The organism is Stakelama pacifica (assembly GCF_004361835.1).
GTDB classification, from domain to species: domain Bacteria; phylum Pseudomonadota; class Alphaproteobacteria; order Sphingomonadales; family Sphingomonadaceae; genus Sphingomonas; species Sphingomonas pacifica.
Map to the genome: position 1 here is coordinate 1 of NZ_SNWD01000022.1, position 15,479 is coordinate 15,479.

Below are 15,479 nucleotides of genomic sequence, written 5' to 3' on the forward strand. Positions count from 1 at the left end.
TCCTCGCTGAACCTCGATCGCTTCATTCGTCCGTCTCCTTGTCGAAGGCCGGACTCTACCTATCAATGGAGGAAATCTAGGGGCTCAGACCACGAGCCCCGATGGGGCGCGGCAATCCAGCGGCGGCGTGCGATCACCGGATCGCTTCGTCGCTGCGCGCCTTGCGATGACGATAGGGCAGTCCGTCATGCTCGCCCCAACCTGATATCAGGCGGGATCGTGCCCCATGTCCTTCAGCGTCTGGAACATGTCGAGGAATTTGGGGAAGACGCCCTCGCGATAATAGCGCAGCAGCGGCAGATCGGTTTCGGGATCGACCCCGACTTCGCTGGCGTAGCGGGCGATAAGATCGTCGCTTTCGGTGGCATATTCGCCCGGAGCAACCTCCGCCGCCGGATAGCTTGGCGTGATCCCAGCCTGTGTGAGGCGCGCGCGCAAATCCGCCTCCGCCGCATCGCCCTTTTCAAAGACGATATACTCGACGCGGCCCTCCATCGCCATTTCGGACAGCGCAATGCGCAGCTTCAGGCAAAAGGGGCAGCTTTTGAGCAGCCAGATGCGCGGGCGGAAGGGGGTGTCGGTCATGGGAATCCGGTGGCTAGAAAGATGGCTATGTAGGAGAATAATAGACAGCCGTTTATATGCCTAATTTCTTAAAGAAGGCCTCATTTCGAAGTCTTGCGTCTTTGAGTACGTACTTATAGCTAAGAACTTGTACAAAAGACTTATAGTCATCGTTGTACCCATAAAATCCACCGCCCCCCGGCAATGGAACATTGATTTGCGCCATTCTCATCCACTTTCGAAGGTTTGGAGTTATATCCGCAACAACATAGCAGAAAAATGGGGTGTTCTGATCGATCTCTTGAATGGAACCGCCTTGTCTGTCTAAAACCTTTCCTTCCGTAACTCTTCGATATAGCCGTAAATCTGCGTGAACGGATTTTCTTCTTCTGAGTAATCGTTCCGGACAGGTTTTTTGAATTCTATCAAAACGACTGGCTGGTCAGTACCAGGTCGATGGTAGGCAGTTCGTCCGCCAAATAACAAAACATCGGGACGGCTCTGTGAATCCGATTCGGCGACGAGTTTCTTAATTTGTTTGTCTGACGCCCAGTGTTCATAGTAGGTCAGTTTGTCGTCTAATATCCACAGGTTGTGTTTTTCAACATGAACATCATTATTGCCGACCTGCATAGGTACGACGAAGCTGTGTAAGGCCGCTTCCGAGTTATGCTTCATTGATCCATCTGGTTTGAAGCCAAGCCGCCGCTCAAGAAGATCAAGAATTACCTTTCGTCGCACGGTGTAGTCGGCAAGTACCGAAAACTCTTGATTTGTAAGCTTTCCAATTATCGATTCAACGCCCGACTTTATAACATCTTCATCGTCATTGTCGGCCTTAGATAATACTTCGACGCGACGCTCAATGTCTCGATTTTCCCGATAGTCGTATATCGCAAGTTGCTGATATATCTGCTCGGCGGAGCGCATGTTGCGAGGAACTCTATTGACGACAAAATCACGCGGATTCTCAACCATATAAGCAAAGCGAGGATAACGCTTTACAACATTTTTCATTAGCTCGGCTTGCTTATCAATTACTCGGTTGATCTGTGGTGCCAGAATGTCTTTAACCTTTGACAAGGCTGATCTAGTGACGGCTTCTATAACCTCAGTATTAATGTCGAAAGCAGTGCGTTCCACGTTCACTGACTTATCGAAGGCATCTCCAGACACAACGCCAGCATAAACATACCGATTGCCGTCCCGCTCAATGTAGGTCTTCAGGCCAAGCGCGCCGCCAATATCGTGCTCCGAAACAACACGCCCATTTGCTGCAATGTAAAACTTGTGCGTGGCGTCGCCTTCCATAACTCCCCGCTCAAGCAGGTTATGTTCGATGTGCGCTGATTCATTATTTGGCAAATCTAAGTCTGCCGAACCCAAGTTCACTTCCTTAGTCCCTAAGAAATCTACTAAATCGTGGCTTTCGTTATCAGTCTCTAAAAATATCGAAGGCCTATCTGACCCTACAAGATAAGGAAGAAAGTGAGCGACGACCTTGCGGAGCACGGTGTCTGTCTTGGTTGGAACATGACGAGCATATTCTGGGCGCATTCTCCGGAGAACGACAGTCGTGCCAGATTTGGAGAATTCCGATCTGGTTATCCTGTGGTTCTTAATTGGCTGCGTGTTATCCAAAGTGAGCCAAAACACGCGACGCAGAAACACACCTTCGTGTTCGAAAACGCTAGTAACTTCAGCGTGGTCAAAAACCTTCAGCCACGAAAGACGACCGACGCCTTTTCCGCCTCTCTTGGCTTTTAAGCCGCTGTCGTATGTACGAAACGAACGGAAATTGGCGGGCGTCAGTCCGATGCCATTATCTCGAACTTCGATGCTTAAGCCATCTTCTTGTTCCGTAATCAGCGCAACGTCAATTCGGCTCTGATCAGCCCAGTTGCTTTCAAATTTGTCCTGGATCGCGTGGATTGCGTTGTAGATCGCTTCGAACATTGGGACCAACGCGTTGGAAGGGGTGGTCGGCCCGAGCGCAAAGTTATGCACTCTGCGGATCAGGTCCGAATGCAGCGACGTGTCTTCTTCGAGGTCTATGATTTCAGAATCAGCCATCGCCCCACCTTAAGATTTTGGCTTTGTTTATTTAAGAGATACAAAACTGTCCATCACCCGCTTCCGGCCCGCTTGCTCGAACTCGATCTCCAGCTTGTTGCCTTCGATCTCTTCCACCCGGCCATAGCCGAATTTCTGGTGGAAGACGCGCATCCCCACCGCGATATCGTCGCGGCCTTTATTGCCTAAACTCACCGCGCTGGCGCGGCTTTCGATGACGCGGGGGGCTTCGCGGGTGAAGGTGCGGCTGCTCCATTCGCCGCCCAGCTTTCCTGCCGCGCGCTGCCAGCCCGGCCCGCGTCCTTCGCTGCGCGCGGCTTTGGCGAAGGGGTCGGCATGTTCGGACCAGTTGGCGCGCCACAGGCTTTCGCCGCCCGACATGGTGGTTTCTTCCTCGACATGTTCGCGCGGCAATTCGCCGACGAAACGGCTCGGCAGGCTGCTGTTCCACTGGCCGTAAATGCGTCGGTTCGCGGCGTGCAGGATCGTCGCGCGGCGGCGCGCGCGGGTGATCGCGACATAGGCGAGGCGGCGCTCCTCCTCCAGACTGGCGATGCCACCTTCATCCAGCGCGCGTTGTGAGGGGAACAGCCCTTCCTCCCACCCCACCAGAAAGACCGTGTCATATTCCAGCCCCTTGGCGGCGTGGATCGTCATGATGGTGACCTTCGCATCCTCGGCCAGCGCGTCATTGTCCATGACGAGGCTGACATGTTCGAGGAACGCGCCAAGGCTTTCATATTCCTCCATCGCGCGGACAAGTTCGGTCAGGTTTTCGAGCCGTCCGGCGGATTCGGCGGACTTATCCGCCTGAAGCATGGCGGTGTAGCCCGATTCCTCAAGCACGATCCGCGCAAGTTCGGGATGGGGCAGGGCGGCGGAAGTGGTTTGCGGCACGCCCCCTCCACCATCGCCTTGCGATGGTCCCCCTCCCCGTGCCGGGGAGGAAAACGCCATGTCGCGCCAGCGATGGATGTCGCCGATAAAGGCGGCAAGCGCGTTGCGGGCGCGCGCCTGCAATTCGTCAGTGCCGATCAGGCGGGCAGCGGCGATGAGCAGCGGCACCCCCTCGGCACGGGCAAGCGCGTGGATCTGCGCCACCGCCTTGTCGCCCAGACCGCGCTTGGGCGTATTGACGATCCGTTCAAAGGCGAGGTCGTCGGCAGGCTGGTTGATGATCCGCAGATAGGCCAGCGCATCGCGGATTTCGGCGCGTTCATAGAAGCGGAAGCCGCCGATGATCCGATAGGGCAGGCCGATCGCGATGAAGCGGTCTTCGAATTCGCGCGTCTGATGCTGCGCACGGACGAGGATCGCGATATCGTCGAGCGACGTGCCGCTGCGCTGTGCCGCCTCGATCTCCTCGCCGACGCGCCGCGCCTCTTCGGGGCCGTCCCATACGCCGAGCACGCGGACCTTTTCGCCGACATCGATTTCGGTCCACAGCGTCTTGCCCAGACGCCCGCCATTATTGGCGATCACACCGCTCGCCGCGCCAAGGATATGCGGGGTGGAACGGTAATTCTGTTCAAGGCGGATGACCGCAGCGCCGGGAAAATCGCGCTCGAACTTCAGGATATTTTCGACCTGCGCGCCGCGCCAGGAATAGATCGACTGATCGTCATCGCCGACGCACGCGATATTCTTGCGCTCCTGTGCGAGCAGGCGCAGCCACAGATACTGGACCGCATTCGTGTCCTGATATTCGTCGACCAATATGTAGCGAAAGCGTTGCTGATAGTGTTCGAGCACTTCGCGGTTGGTCTTCAATATGGTGAGCATGTGGAGCAGCAGATCGCCGAAATCGCAGGCGTTCAGCGTCTTCAGCCGCTCCTGATATTGCGCATACAGGTCCGCGCCGCGACCATTGGCATATTGCTCCGCATCGCCCGCATCGAGATCACCGGGAGTAAGCCCGCGATTCTTCCACCCGTCGATCAGCCCGGCAAGCTGCCGCGCGGGCCAGCGCTTTTCATCGAGGTCATTCGCCTGAATGAGCTGTTTGAGCAGCCGCTTCTGATCGTCGGTATCCAGAATCGTGAAATTCGACTGCAGCCCGACCAGTTCGGCATGGCGGCGCAGCATCTTTGCGCCGATCGAATGGAAGGTGCCGAGCCATGGCATCCCCTCCACCGCATCGCCGACCAGTTGCCCGACGCGGTGGCGCATCTCGCGCGCTGCCTTGTTGGTGAAGGTGACCGAGAGAATCTCGCTCGGATATGCCTTTCGGGTGAACAGGATATGCGCAAGGCGGCGGGTAAGCGCCGCCGTCTTGCCTGTGCCCGCGCCCGCAAGGACAAGGACGGGGCCGTCCACGGTAAGCACGGCTTCACGCTGCGGTGCATTCAGGCCGCGCAGATAGGGCGGTTCGGCTTGGGTCGGGCTAAGGTCGGTCACGTGTGAACAGTTAGGGAACGAGGGCGCGCGGGGCAACTGTTGGTAATCGATTGTCACAAGACGGTCATGCAAAGCGGCCAATCGGTGAACCATGGCAACCATCGCTCTCGACTCCGTATCCGGGGAGCCCGCAAACCGGGTGCATCTCGACACCCGGCACCATCCCATTGCACGGTTTGCCTTTTTCGGCGTGATCGCCGCAGGACTGGTCTATGCCGGCGTCAGCATCGTCGCCGATACGCGCGGTGTCGGCGAATCGCTGGCGCTTGGCGTGTTCGCCTTTCTGGGGCTGGCGCTGGTGATCGCGCTGGCGTTCGAATTCGTGAACGGGTTTCACGATACCGCCAATGCCGTCGCGACGGTAATCTATACGCGGTCGATGACCCCCGCGATCGCAGTGGTGTGGTCGGGCGCATTCAACTTTCTCGGCGTGATGGTATCGACCGGCGCGGTTGCCTATTCGATCATCACGCTGCTGCCGGTCGAACTGATCCTCAATATCGGCAGTGCGGCGGGATTTGCGATGATCTTCGCGCTGCTGCTCGCGGCGGTATTGTGGAATGTCGCGACCTGGTATGTCGGCATCCCCAATTCATCGAGCCATACGCTGATCGGCTCGATCCTCGGCGTCGGTCTCGCCAACCAGCTGATCGCGGCGGGCAGCAAGACCGGCACATCGGGCGTCGATTGGGGACAGGCGGAAAAAGTGCTTTCGGCACTGCTTTTTTCGCCCTTTCTCGGCTTTGTCGCCGCGCTGATCCTGATGTTCGCGGTGCGCGTGGTGTCGAAGCGGACGAAAAATCAGGTGATGCTTCAGGCACCCAAGGCTCGCGAAGATCGCCCGCCCTTTCTGGTCCGCTGCCTGTTGATCTTCACCTGTACTGCAGTCAGCTTCGCGCATGGCGGCAATGACGGGCAAAAGGGCATGGGGCTGATCATGCTGATCCTGATCGGCTGCGCGCCGACGGCCTATGCGCTCAACCGCACGATGCCGGCGAGCGAGACGGCCGGTTTTGTGCTGACGGCGAACAAGGCGGCGCGGGTGTTTTCCGCGCATGGCGACGGCACCGATATTCTGGCGAACCGCGCGCGGAGCGTGCTTTCCGACAGCCTCCAAAAGCGCAACGTCGAAGATCCGAAGGTCTATGCCGCGTTGGGGCAGGTAAGCCGCGAGCTTGCGACGGAAGTTTCGCAATATGGCTCGCTCGCCAAAGTGCCCGCAGAGGCGACCCGCAACCTGCGCAACGACATGTATCTGGTGCTCGATACCAGCCGGATGGTCACCCATGCCGATGATACGGCAACGCGGTTCACTGCGTCCGATCTGCAATCGATCGAATCCTATCAGGCGTCGCTGGAAAAGGGCACGCGTTATATTCCGGTTTGGGTGAAGGTGACGGTCGCGATCGCGCTCGGCCTCGGCACGATGGTCGGGTGGAAGCGCATCGTGGTGACGGTGGGTGAGCGGATCGGCAAAACCGATTTCACCTATGGCATGGGCGCATCCGCGGAACTGGTCGCGGCATCGACCATTCTGCTCGCCGAACGCTATGGCATGCCGGTATCGACCACGCATATTCTGACATCGGGTGTGGCGGGTGCGTCGGTGGGGCAGGGTGCAGGCCTGCAAAAGCGCACGCTGCGCAATATCGGGCTCGCCTGGATCCTGACACTGCCCGCCGCGATGATCCTGTCGGGCGGCCTGTACTGGCTGCTCCTGGCGCTGGTTCGTGCGTTTCATCTGGGATGAGGCAAAGTTGGCGGCGGAATATATCCGCCGCCGGATCAGCCGGAAGCCCGATCAGCCGAGATGGTTGAACGGGCCGGTGAGCGGGTGCCCCAGCACCAGATCGCCGATGGTCCGGGCAGTCTGCGCCAGTTGCGACACCTGCGTATCGGCATCGTGGGTTACCCGCTGGACGGGATTGGCATAAGCGACCACCGCACCGGCGGACAGCGCCATTATGGCGGCGACGAATATGCGTTTCACACCTTCATATCGCATGGTCTGCTCCCTCTTTCCCTGCAACGCTTGTATGCGGTCGCGGTTCTTTCCAATTGATGAACGAGGCACGGCATTTGTCGCCGTTTCTGGCGCATTTCGTCGGTTCGTGGGCTGAGACGATGATCGGTTTCGACGAGCTGTTGTCGTGCTGCTCGAACTATCTCAAATATCGGCGAGGCGTTCAGCGCGCATCCGATCCTTCGGCCGGCAGAAACCGCACAGCAGCGCGATGAGCTCATCGCGCGCGGGGACGAATATCGCGCTGTTTCCGAACATGATTTTCTGCCTGCTGGTCGGGCGAACCGTATGCCAGCTACCGCCCGAACGATATTGAAACCCGGCCATAAATTCGACCGGAAGGGGAAGGCCGTGCCAGACAGCAAAGATTTCGGAGCAAAATCTGCTGCTGCCCGACCCCCGTTGCGCTTCGAGCCCGAGTGTCGCGAGCACGCGCGCTGCGTCGCCGGGGCTGAGCAAGATATCGATATCGGCGACCGTGCCCGGATCGACGCCATGCAAGGCGACAGCGGCGCTGCCGATGATCCACCATGGCTCGCGGGCCGGCGCCAGAATCGGGCCAAGTGCGCTAAGCGTTTCGGCCAGGGGTTCGGGCGTGTGGCGCATTTCAATGACTGGAATAGTTGCATCGCACGACGGGGGGAAGCGGCGCATCGCTTCTTGCCCGCGTCGGGAGTTCGTCAGCATCGCTTGCCCTGCGCCATCTGGTCAAACCGCCCGGTTTGCGATTAGGTGGGGCTCCCATCAGGGGAGGGGTGAATGGACGACAGGACATTTCGGCGCAGATTTGTGATTGCGCTTGTCGTGGCGGCGGTCGTGCTGCTCGGCTGGACCTGGTTTCGGACCGACGGCTTTTCGGGCGAGCGGAAAGGCTGTGAACCGGGCCGGAATGTCGAGCGCGATGCTGAGGGCAAGGTTACCGCGATCCGCAGCACGGTGTGCGTCGATGACTGACATGCTGCACAAGCCCGGAACGCCGCGCATCCTGTTCGCCAGCCTGACCGGTACTGCGGTCGAATTTTACGATTTCTACGTCTATGCGACCGCTGCGGCGCTGGTGTTCGGCCCGCTCTTCTTTCCGGCAAGCTCGGCATCGGCGCAGTTGATGCTGAGCTATGCCAGCTTCGGGCTTGCCTTTCTCGCCCGACCGCTGGGCGGGGTTGTGTTCGGCCATTTCGGCGATCGGGTAGGGCGCAAATCGACGCTGGTCGCGTCGCTGTTGCTGATGGGCGGGTCGACTGCGGCGATCGCGTTCCTGCCCACCTATCAGATGGTCGGCGGGATCGCGCCGTTGCTGCTATGCCTGCTCCGGTTCGGGCAGGGTCTTGGGCTTGGCGGCGAATGGGGCGGGGCGAGCCTGCTGGCGGTGGAGAATGCGCCGAAAGGCTGGGAGAATCGCTATGGCATGTTCCCGCCGATGGGCGCGCCGGTCGGCTTCATCCTCGCCAACGGCTTTTTCCTCATTCTGGGCGGGTTGCTTACCGATCAGCAATTTGCCGACTGGGGCTGGCGCCTGCCGTTTCTGGCAAGCGCGGTGCTGGTCGGGCTGGGGCTTTGGGTGCGGCTGAAGCTGGTCGAAACGCCTGCTTTTACCGAGGCGTCCGAGGCGGGAGAGCTTCCCAAAGTGCCGATCGCGACGCTGCTGACCCGGCATGGCCGGGCGACGCTGACCGCGACTGCGGGGGTGATCGCCTGTTTCGCGATGTTCTATCTCGCGACCGCATTCGCGCTCGGCTATGGCACGACCGTCCTCGGCTATGGGCGCGAGGCGTTTCTGGGGCTTCAGATCGGCGCGATCCTGTTTCTGGCGCTGGGGATCGTGATTGCCTGTGCCGGGGCGGACCGGGTCCATGCGCGCTTCATGCTGGGATGCGGTTTTATCGGTACGATCGCCTCGGGGCTGTCGATGGGGCCGCTGTTGGGATCGGGAAGCGCGTGGGGGGTGTTCGCCTGGCTGGCGCTGACGCTGACGTTGATGGGCTTTGCCTATGGCCCGCTCGGCGGCTGGCTGCCGTCGCTGTTTCCGGCGGAGGTGCGCTATACCGGCACCTCGGTCGGGTTCAATGTCGGCGGGATCATCGGCGGTGCGCTCGCCCCGATCGCGGCACAGGCGCTTGCGCAGCGCGGCGGACTGGGGTGGGTCGGCCTGTATCTGGTCGCGGCGGGGATGCTCAGCCTGATCGGTCTTGCGATCGCGCCGCGCGGGGGGACAGGATCAGATTAACGCTTGCCCGCGATTTGGTATTTAATTAGCCCTTATATCGAAATACCAATTAGGTACCGAGGGTCGGGCATGAAACAGGCGATATTGGGACGCGGATTTGCCGCACTTCTGGCGGCAGGGGTTGCGTTCAGCGCCTTGCCGTCGGCGAATGCGGATGTGGTTACCCGACCCGCGATTGTGCCGACTCCGGTATCGATGACGCTGACCGGCGGTGCGATCGAGCTCGGCAACGCGGTTACGCTGATCGCTGCGCCGGGTACCGAGGCGGATACGCTCGCGCGCCTGCGCGAGATTCTCAACCGGGCCGGGGTGAAGCATATCGACACGGCACGGCGGGTGTCGGACAAGGCGGCCAACCCGCAGATCGTGATCGGCACCGGCGATGCGTCGCTGATCCGCGATGCGCTTGCCAAAGCCGGCGCGGCGCTCGACGACCGGCGCGAGGGTTATACGATCCTGTCCGATGCAGCGAACGGCGGCATGATCGTGCTTGCCGGGCATGACGGCGACGGCCTGTTCCACAGCCTGCAGACCTTCCGCCAGCTCGCGGTGCGCGGGAGCATTCCGGCGCTGGTCATTCAGGACCATCCCGATATGCCAATCCGCGGGACGATTGAGGGCTTTTACGGCAAGCCCTGGACGATGGCGGATCGCGACCGGCATCTCGATTTTCTGGCCAGCGTGAAGGCCAATACCTATGTCTATAGCCCCAAGGACGACCCCTATGCGCGCGATCGCTGGCGCGAGCCTTATCCGGCGGCGACCTTGCAATCGCTGGGCGCGCTGGTTGAGCGCGCTCGGCGCGATCATATCGATTTCGTGTATGCGATTTCCCCGGGACCGACGGTGTGCTTCTCCGACCCTGCCGACCTCGCCACGCTGGAGCGCAAATTCGATGCGCTGCGCAGCATCGGCGTGCATCGCTTTTATGTCGCGCTCGATGATATCGAATATCAGAAATGGAATTGCGAAGCGGACGAGGCGAAATTCGGGCCTTCCGGGCCGGAAGCGGCGGGCGTCGCGCAATCCTATCTGCTGAACGCGGTCGAGGCGCGGCTAAAGGCGCGCGACAAGAATGCGCTGCCGCTGATCATGGTGCCGACCGAATATTATGACGCGAAGGAAAGCCCGTATAAGGCCGCGCTTCGCCAGCATCTGACCCCCGAAATCGTCGTGCAATGGACCGGCACCGATGTCGTGCCGCCCGCAATTTCGGTTCCCGATGCAAGGGCAGCGACGAAGGCGTTCGGGCGCAAGACGCTGCTGTGGGACAATTATCCGGTCAATGATTATGCAAGCTCGGCCGGGCGGCTGCTGCTCGCCCCCTATGTCCGGCGCGAGGCAGGGCTCGACAGCGAGCTTTCGGGCATCCTCTCCAACCCGATGAATCAGGAGGCGGCGAGCCGTCCTGCAGTGACCGGTGTGGTTTCCTTTGCGTGGAACGGAAAGGGCTATGACCCGGACCGCAGCCAGCGTTTCGCGGCGCGCGCGCTGACCGGCGGTGATGCCCGCGCGACCGCAGCGCTGCTGACCCTGTTCGACACGCAACATCTTGCCCCGACCTTCGGCAGCCAGCCCTGGCAGGAACAGGCGCCGCAATTGCAGGCGCTGTTCGACCATGTCCGCGCGGCAATCGCCAACGGCGATGCGGCGGCGCGCGAGGCGGCGATCGCTGAACTCGCCGAGCGTGCGGACCGCTTTGCCGCCGCGCCTGATATCATCCGCGCCGGGGTGGTCGATCCGAGCTTCATCGAAGAGGCGCAGCCATGGCTCGACGCAATGGCGCAATGGGGCGCGGCGCTCCGGCTTACCGCCAGTGGTCTTGCCGCTGCGAACCGGGGCAGCGGCGCGGCGGCGCGCTATTTCGACGAAGCGCAGGCGATCGCGGCAAAGGCGGCTGCGGTCGAAACGATCCCCGGCGCCACCCGGTTCGGCGGGCCGGTGAAGCTGGCCGACGGCGTGCTCGACCGGTTCATTGCCGACGCACCGGGGCTGATCGCGATCGATTTCGGGGCGCGCGGAGAATAAGGCTATTCGGCGGTGCGGCGGAGCAAGGTGAGCTTCGCCTTGCCGTGATTGCGCTCGGCATCCACCGTGAAGCCCTTGGCATTCACCGCTTCCTCGCGCGCGGTTTCGATGCTGATCCAGCTATGATCGGCGATCCAGCCCAATCGGGCGAGCCGGTCAAGTGCAACGCTGCCCGCGCCGGTACCGTAAGGCGGGTCCATCAGCACGATGTCGAGCGGCTGCTGCGCGGGGCCGAGCGCCATTACCGATTGCGCGCGAATATCCGCGCCATGCGCGCCGAGGCGGAGCACATTTTCGCGGATCGCTTCGATCGCGCCGCGCTCCTGTTCGACGAACATACAGCTTTGCGCCCCGCGCGACAGCGCCTCCAGCCCCAGCGCGCCCGATCCGGCGAACAGATCGGCGACGCGTAGCCCATCGAAATCGCCGACCCGGCTTGCCAGCATCGAAAACAGCGCCTCGCGCGTGCGATCGGCGGTCGGGCGGGTGGTGTCACCGCGCGGCGGGCTGATCGGGCGGCCGCGCCATTGCCCCGAAATGATCCTCATTTGCGCTTGCCTCCGCCCGGTCGCGGGCTGCGGGGTTTTCCCCCGGTGGGACGCGCATTGCCAGGGCGGTCGCTGCGGGGTCGCTGGCCGGAGCGCCCGCGCGGAGCCTCGCCTGCAGCGGAGTCATCGCGCGCTTTTTGCGGACGCGCGCGGCCGTGCTGCGCACCGGGCTTCCCGGGCGAGCCCGTGTCGCCCGACCGGTTTGGGCGAGCGGGGCGCGCTTTGCGTTCGGGCGCTTCGCCGGACGGGCCATCGGCACGGCGCGGGCGCGGCGATTGCGAGCGCGTTGCCGGAGCGCGCGGGCGGCGCGGCTTTGTCGCCGGTGCATCTTCGCTGCTATCGGCTTCGCGATCGCGCCGTTTGCGCGGCCCTGCCTCGACCGTAGCAGCGCTTTCGTCGCCGCGTTTCTTCCCCGACAAGGATTTGCGGAAGGCGACCAGATCGTGCTGGCGAATCTCGCCGACTTCGCCGACCGGCATGTCGCCGAGAACGAAGGGGCCATAAGCAAGCCGGATCAACCGGCTGACCTTCAGCCCCAGATGTTCGAGCACGCGGCGCACCTCGCGATTCTTACCCTCGGTCAGCCGCACCTCGATCCAGACATTGGCGCCGGTGCGTCGTTCCAGATTGGCGTCGATCTGGCCATAGCGCACGCCGTCAATCTCGACGCCTTCGATCAGTTCCTCAAGCTGGGCCTGTGTGACCTGACCATAAGCGCGGGCGCGATAGACCCGCTCCACCCCGGTCGAGGGCAGTTCGAGCTGCCGCTTCAGCTCGCCATCGGTGGTGAGCAGCAACAATCCCTCGGTATTGAGGTCGAGCCGCCCCACCGGCATCACGCGCGGCAAATCCTTCGGCAGCTTGTCATAGATGGTCGGGCGCCCTTTGGGATCGCGTTCGGTCACGAGCAGACCCGACGGCTTGTGATAGACGAACAGCCGGGCCGGCGCTGCCGCCTGTACCGGTTGCCCGTCGACGGTAACGCCGTGAAGCGATTTGAGCAGCGTCGCGGGCGTATCGAGTATCTTGCCGTCGAGCGCGACGCGCCCCTCGGCAATCATGCGTTCGATTTCGCGCCGCGACGCAATTCCGGCGCGAGCGAGCAATTTGGCGATGCGCTGCTTATTGTCGCGGGCGTCGCCGGGCGGGGATTTGGATGATGCGGACACAGCCGCCCTGATAAAGCTTTCGCGCGGCTGTGCAAAAACTTTGCGGCACGAAACGAACCTGCTGCTAAATTGTTGATCGGGGGGATCCCCGCATCGGGGCTGCTCTGATTGGGGTGTGGCGGACTTAAATGCTGTTCGGAAGAAAAAAGCGGTCGATTCACAATGTTCTGATCGTCGAAGACGAACCGCTGGTCGCATTCGATACCGAGCATTTTCTGGGCGATGAAGGGTTCGATATCGTCGCCACCGTCGATTCGGTCGCCGATGCGCTGAACCTGATCGAAGGCGGCGCAGTGATAGATCTGGTGCTGGTCGATGTGCGGCTCGCCGATGGCAGCGGTATCGATGTGGCGCGCGCCGCGCATGGCCGGGGAATAGCGGCGCTGTTCGTTACCGGATCGTGCCCCACCGATGCCCGCGAGTTCGCGGCGGGATGTCTTTCCAAACCCTATAGCCAGCGCGACCTGATCGCCGCAATCGACGCCATCGACGCAGTGAAAGGCGGCGGAACGCCGAAGAAACTGCCCGGTAATTTCAGTCTCTTCCCGTCTGCCGCCTGACGTAGCGGTGATAAAAATCGGCCCTATGCTTGGCTCGCGATTTCGTTAGTCTCGCGCGCTCATAATACCGGTTTTGGGAATACAGGCGTAATGAGCGAAGTGGTGAGCGAACAGGGCCGTTGGTCGGATGCGGTTCGACCCTATCTGGAAAAGGCACCGCTCGCTGCTTTTGCGCTGGGGGTGTCGTCGGGATTTCCCTTCGCAATGATTGCCGCAACGCTGACCACGCGGCTTGCTCAGGCGAATATCGAGAAATCGACGGTAACGGCGTTCAGCCTCGCTTTTCTGGTCTATGCGTTCAAATGGGCGTGGGCGTGGATCGTCGATGCGATCCACATTCCGCTGCTCGGTCGTCTGGGCCAGCGCTTGTCCTGGCTGATCGTTACCGGCGCGCTGGTGATCGCGGCGGTGGTCAATCTGGCCGTGCAACAGCCGACACAGGATATTTATTCAACCGCGATGGCCGCGATTTTCGTCGCGTTCGCCAGCGCGACGTTCGACATCGTCATTGACGCTTATCGCATCGAGATCCTTGAGCCCCGCCAGTTGGGGGTCGGATCGGGCATGTCGCAATATGGCTGGCGTATCGGATCGGCCGGGGCGGGCGCGATCGCATTGGTCGTTGCGGCGCGCTGGGGCTGGGAAGCGGCCTATATCGTCTGCGCAGCGCTGGCGCTGCCCGCGATGCTGACCGGGCTGATCGTCGGAGAGCCTGATCGGCGGCGCGAGCCGATCGAGCGCAAGGGTATGGCTGCGATGATCGGGACGGTATGGGACCCGTTCGTGAACTTCTTCGCACGCGAAGGCGCGTTCATCGTGCTGCTCTTCATTCTGGTGCACAAGATCGGCGACACGCTGGCCAACCTGACCTTTCGCCTGTTGTTCGACGATCTGGGGTTCAGCAATGACGAGATCGCCTTTTTCGACGTCGGGGTCGGCTTCTGGGCCTATCTGATCGGCATCTTTGTCGGCGGCATCTTGTACGCGCGCATGGGGATGAAGCGATCGGTGATGCTCTCGCTGATCCTGATGGCGATTTCGAATGTCAGTTTCGCGGGGCTGGCTGGTGCCGGGCACAGCAATCTCGGCATGGCAGGCGCGATCGGGTTCGAAAATTTCGCCAGCGGCTATGGTGGAGTCGTGGTCGTCGCTTATTTTTCGGCGCTGTGCGATCTGCGCTTCACCGCCTTCCAATATGCGCTGATTTCGGCGGCTGCATCGGTGGTGGGCCGGATCGTCACCGGTACGACGGCGGGCGCGCTGATCGAAGCGATCGGTTATGTGAATTTCTACCTGCTCACCACGCTCGCGGCGCTTCCCGGCGTGGTGCTCTATGCATGGATGATGCGTACCGGGCTGGTCGACCGCTCGATCGGCAGCGCAGGCACGGCAGGCGAGGGCGACGCACGGGGCGGAGATGTAACCGCCTAACCCCGGCAGAGCGGCGCGCCGAGATCCTCGAAAGCGCCCGCGACAGCGGCAGCGGCGATCAGCACGCTGCCGGGCTCACGCCGCCCCAGCAAATCGGTAGCGATCAGCGCGGCGCGGCCCGGACGTCGGATGCTGTGGACGATACATTCGACCAGCGCGCCCTCATCGGCGGTCATCCGGCAGCAACAGGCAGGCGCGATCCGGATTGCATCGACCGACACCGACGACACTTCCGCCATCAGGGTGCGGATCAGGGTGAGCGGGCGTCGAAAATTGGGGCCGAAGGTGGTGAACAGCGCCTGCGCCGCCATCGCATCGTGCAGCCCGTGCGCGCCCATCCGCCGAATCACGAACAACAGGACTCGCGCGGGCGAATGCGCCGGCTGGTGGTGGGGAAGCGGCTGCATGGCGCGGCTGGCGGGCGAGGGGGAGGGCTGTGTCGTCATGGGCACAGCCTCCTAT

General features: G+C 61.6%; 14 protein-coding genes. 6 read left to right on the plus strand and 8 right to left on the minus strand.

Annotated features, from left to right (window positions below):
• Window positions 1-207 precede the first annotated feature (207 nt).
• The 3 genes from EV664_RS18410 to EV664_RS18420 form a co-directional block, all read right to left on the minus strand.
• Entirely contained in the window at window positions 208-585 is a 378-nt protein-coding gene (locus tag EV664_RS18410; protein WP_133497116.1) for a glutathione S-transferase domain-containing protein, read from the minus strand.
• Window positions 586-888: 303 nt separating this feature from the next.
• Window positions 889-2,637, minus strand: a complete 1,749-nt coding sequence (locus EV664_RS18415; protein ID WP_133497117.1) for an ATP-binding protein — start codon at window positions 2,635-2,637, stop codon at window positions 889-891.
• 27 nt (window positions 2,638-2,664) lie between these two features.
• A complete protein-coding gene (locus tag EV664_RS18420) occupies window positions 2,665-5,034 on the minus strand; it encodes an ATP-dependent helicase (protein WP_229668389.1) in 2,370 nt (789 codons plus the stop codon).
• A 91-nt stretch (window positions 5,035-5,125) separates the two neighbouring features.
• Here EV664_RS18420 and EV664_RS18425 point away from each other — a divergent pair, with 91 nt between their 5' ends.
• Window positions 5,126-6,784, plus strand: a complete 1,659-nt coding sequence (locus EV664_RS18425) for an inorganic phosphate transporter (RefSeq protein ID WP_133497119.1) — start codon at window positions 5,126-5,128, stop codon at window positions 6,782-6,784.
• A gap of 51 nt (window positions 6,785-6,835) precedes the next feature.
• On the opposite strand, the gene EV664_RS18430 is transcribed toward EV664_RS18425, so the two are convergent.
• Entirely contained in the window at window positions 6,836-7,039 is a 204-nt protein-coding gene (locus EV664_RS18430) for a hypothetical protein (protein ID WP_133497120.1), read from the minus strand.
• A gap of 162 nt (window positions 7,040-7,201) precedes the next feature.
• Window positions 7,202-7,711 (minus strand): hypothetical protein, encoded by a 510-nt coding sequence (locus tag EV664_RS18435; protein ID WP_229668388.1) that lies wholly within the window; start codon window positions 7,709-7,711, stop codon window positions 7,202-7,204.
• Window positions 7,712-7,816: 105 nt separating this feature from the next.
• Between EV664_RS18435 and EV664_RS18440 the strand changes: the two genes are divergently transcribed.
• From EV664_RS18440 to EV664_RS18450, 3 genes are all read left to right on the plus strand, one after another.
• The gene (locus EV664_RS18440; protein WP_133497121.1) at window positions 7,817-8,011 is read left to right on the plus strand and encodes a hypothetical protein; all 195 of its coding nucleotides are present in this window, start codon (window positions 7,817-7,819) and stop codon (window positions 8,009-8,011) included.
• Window positions 8,004-9,281, plus strand: coding sequence for an MFS transporter (locus tag EV664_RS18445; RefSeq protein WP_162848902.1), 1,278 nt, complete (start codon window positions 8,004-8,006; stop codon window positions 9,279-9,281). The genes EV664_RS18440 and EV664_RS18445 overlap by 8 nt, the downstream gene beginning before the upstream one ends.
• Before the next feature lie 69 nt (window positions 9,282-9,350).
• A complete protein-coding gene (locus tag EV664_RS18450) occupies window positions 9,351-11,309 on the plus strand; it encodes a glycoside hydrolase family 84 protein (protein ID WP_133497123.1) in 1,959 nt (652 codons plus the stop codon).
• Window positions 11,310-11,311: 2 nt separating this feature from the next.
• On the opposite strand, the gene rsmD is transcribed toward EV664_RS18450, so the two are convergent.
• Window positions 11,312-11,857, minus strand: a complete 546-nt coding sequence (gene rsmD, locus EV664_RS18455) for a 16S rRNA (guanine(966)-N(2))-methyltransferase RsmD (RefSeq protein WP_133497124.1) — start codon at window positions 11,855-11,857, stop codon at window positions 11,312-11,314.
• Window positions 11,854-12,918 (minus strand): pseudouridine synthase, encoded by a 1,065-nt coding sequence (locus tag EV664_RS18460; RefSeq protein WP_373287537.1) that lies wholly within the window; start codon window positions 12,916-12,918, stop codon window positions 11,854-11,856. Before EV664_RS18460 ends, rsmD begins: the two co-directional genes overlap by 4 nt.
• A 236-nt stretch (window positions 12,919-13,154) precedes the next feature.
• Between EV664_RS18460 and EV664_RS18465 the strand changes: the two genes are divergently transcribed.
• Together EV664_RS18465 and EV664_RS18470 are read left to right on the plus strand one after the other, a co-directional pair.
• On the plus strand, window positions 13,155-13,586 hold the full coding sequence (locus EV664_RS18465; RefSeq protein ID WP_133497125.1) for a response regulator: 432 nt from the start codon (window positions 13,155-13,157) through the stop codon (window positions 13,584-13,586).
• 90 nt (window positions 13,587-13,676) lie between these two features.
• Window positions 13,677-15,017, plus strand: a complete 1,341-nt coding sequence (locus EV664_RS18470; protein WP_133497126.1) for an AmpG family muropeptide MFS transporter — start codon at window positions 13,677-13,679, stop codon at window positions 15,015-15,017.
• Here EV664_RS18470 and EV664_RS18475 read toward each other — a convergent pair.
• A complete protein-coding gene (locus tag EV664_RS18475) occupies window positions 15,014-15,463 on the minus strand; it encodes a DUF6628 family protein (protein ID WP_229668386.1) in 450 nt (149 codons plus the stop codon). The two genes, EV664_RS18470 and EV664_RS18475, sit on opposite strands and share 4 nt — an antisense overlap.
• Window positions 15,464-15,479 lie beyond the last annotated feature (16 nt).

Coding starts and splice junctions, on each gene's coding strand:
- EV664_RS18470 (WP_133497126.1), top strand. CDS start 13,677: ATGAGCGAAGTGGTGAGCGAACAGGGCCGTTGGTCGGATGCGGTTCGA.
- EV664_RS18460 (WP_373287537.1), bottom strand. CDS start 12,918: ATGATTGCCGAGGGGCGCGTCGCGCTCGACGGCAAGATACTCGATACG.
- EV664_RS18425 (WP_133497119.1), top strand. CDS start 5,126: ATGGCAACCATCGCTCTCGACTCCGTATCCGGGGAGCCCGCAAACCGG.
- EV664_RS18475 (WP_229668386.1), bottom strand. CDS start 15,463: ATGACGACACAGCCCTCCCCCTCGCCCGCCAGCCGCGCCATGCAGCCG.
- rsmD (WP_133497124.1), bottom strand. CDS start 11,857: ATGAGGATCATTTCGGGGCAATGGCGCGGCCGCCCGATCAGCCCGCCG.
- EV664_RS18465 (WP_133497125.1), top strand. CDS start 13,155: ATGCTGTTCGGAAGAAAAAAGCGGTCGATTCACAATGTTCTGATCGTC.
- EV664_RS18435 (WP_229668388.1), bottom strand. CDS start 7,711: ATGCGCCGCTTCCCCCCGTCGTGCGATGCAACTATTCCAGTCATTGAA.
- EV664_RS18445 (WP_162848902.1), top strand. CDS start 8,004: ATGACTGACATGCTGCACAAGCCCGGAACGCCGCGCATCCTGTTCGCC.
- EV664_RS18440 (WP_133497121.1), top strand. CDS start 7,817: ATGGACGACAGGACATTTCGGCGCAGATTTGTGATTGCGCTTGTCGTG.
- EV664_RS18450 (WP_133497123.1), top strand. CDS start 9,351: ATGAAACAGGCGATATTGGGACGCGGATTTGCCGCACTTCTGGCGGCA.
- EV664_RS18415 (WP_133497117.1), bottom strand. CDS start 2,637: ATGGCTGATTCTGAAATCATAGACCTCGAAGAAGACACGTCGCTGCAT.
- EV664_RS18430 (WP_133497120.1), bottom strand. CDS start 7,039: ATGCGATATGAAGGTGTGAAACGCATATTCGTCGCCGCCATAATGGCG.
- EV664_RS18410 (WP_133497116.1), bottom strand. CDS start 585: ATGACCGACACCCCCTTCCGCCCGCGCATCTGGCTGCTCAAAAGCTGC.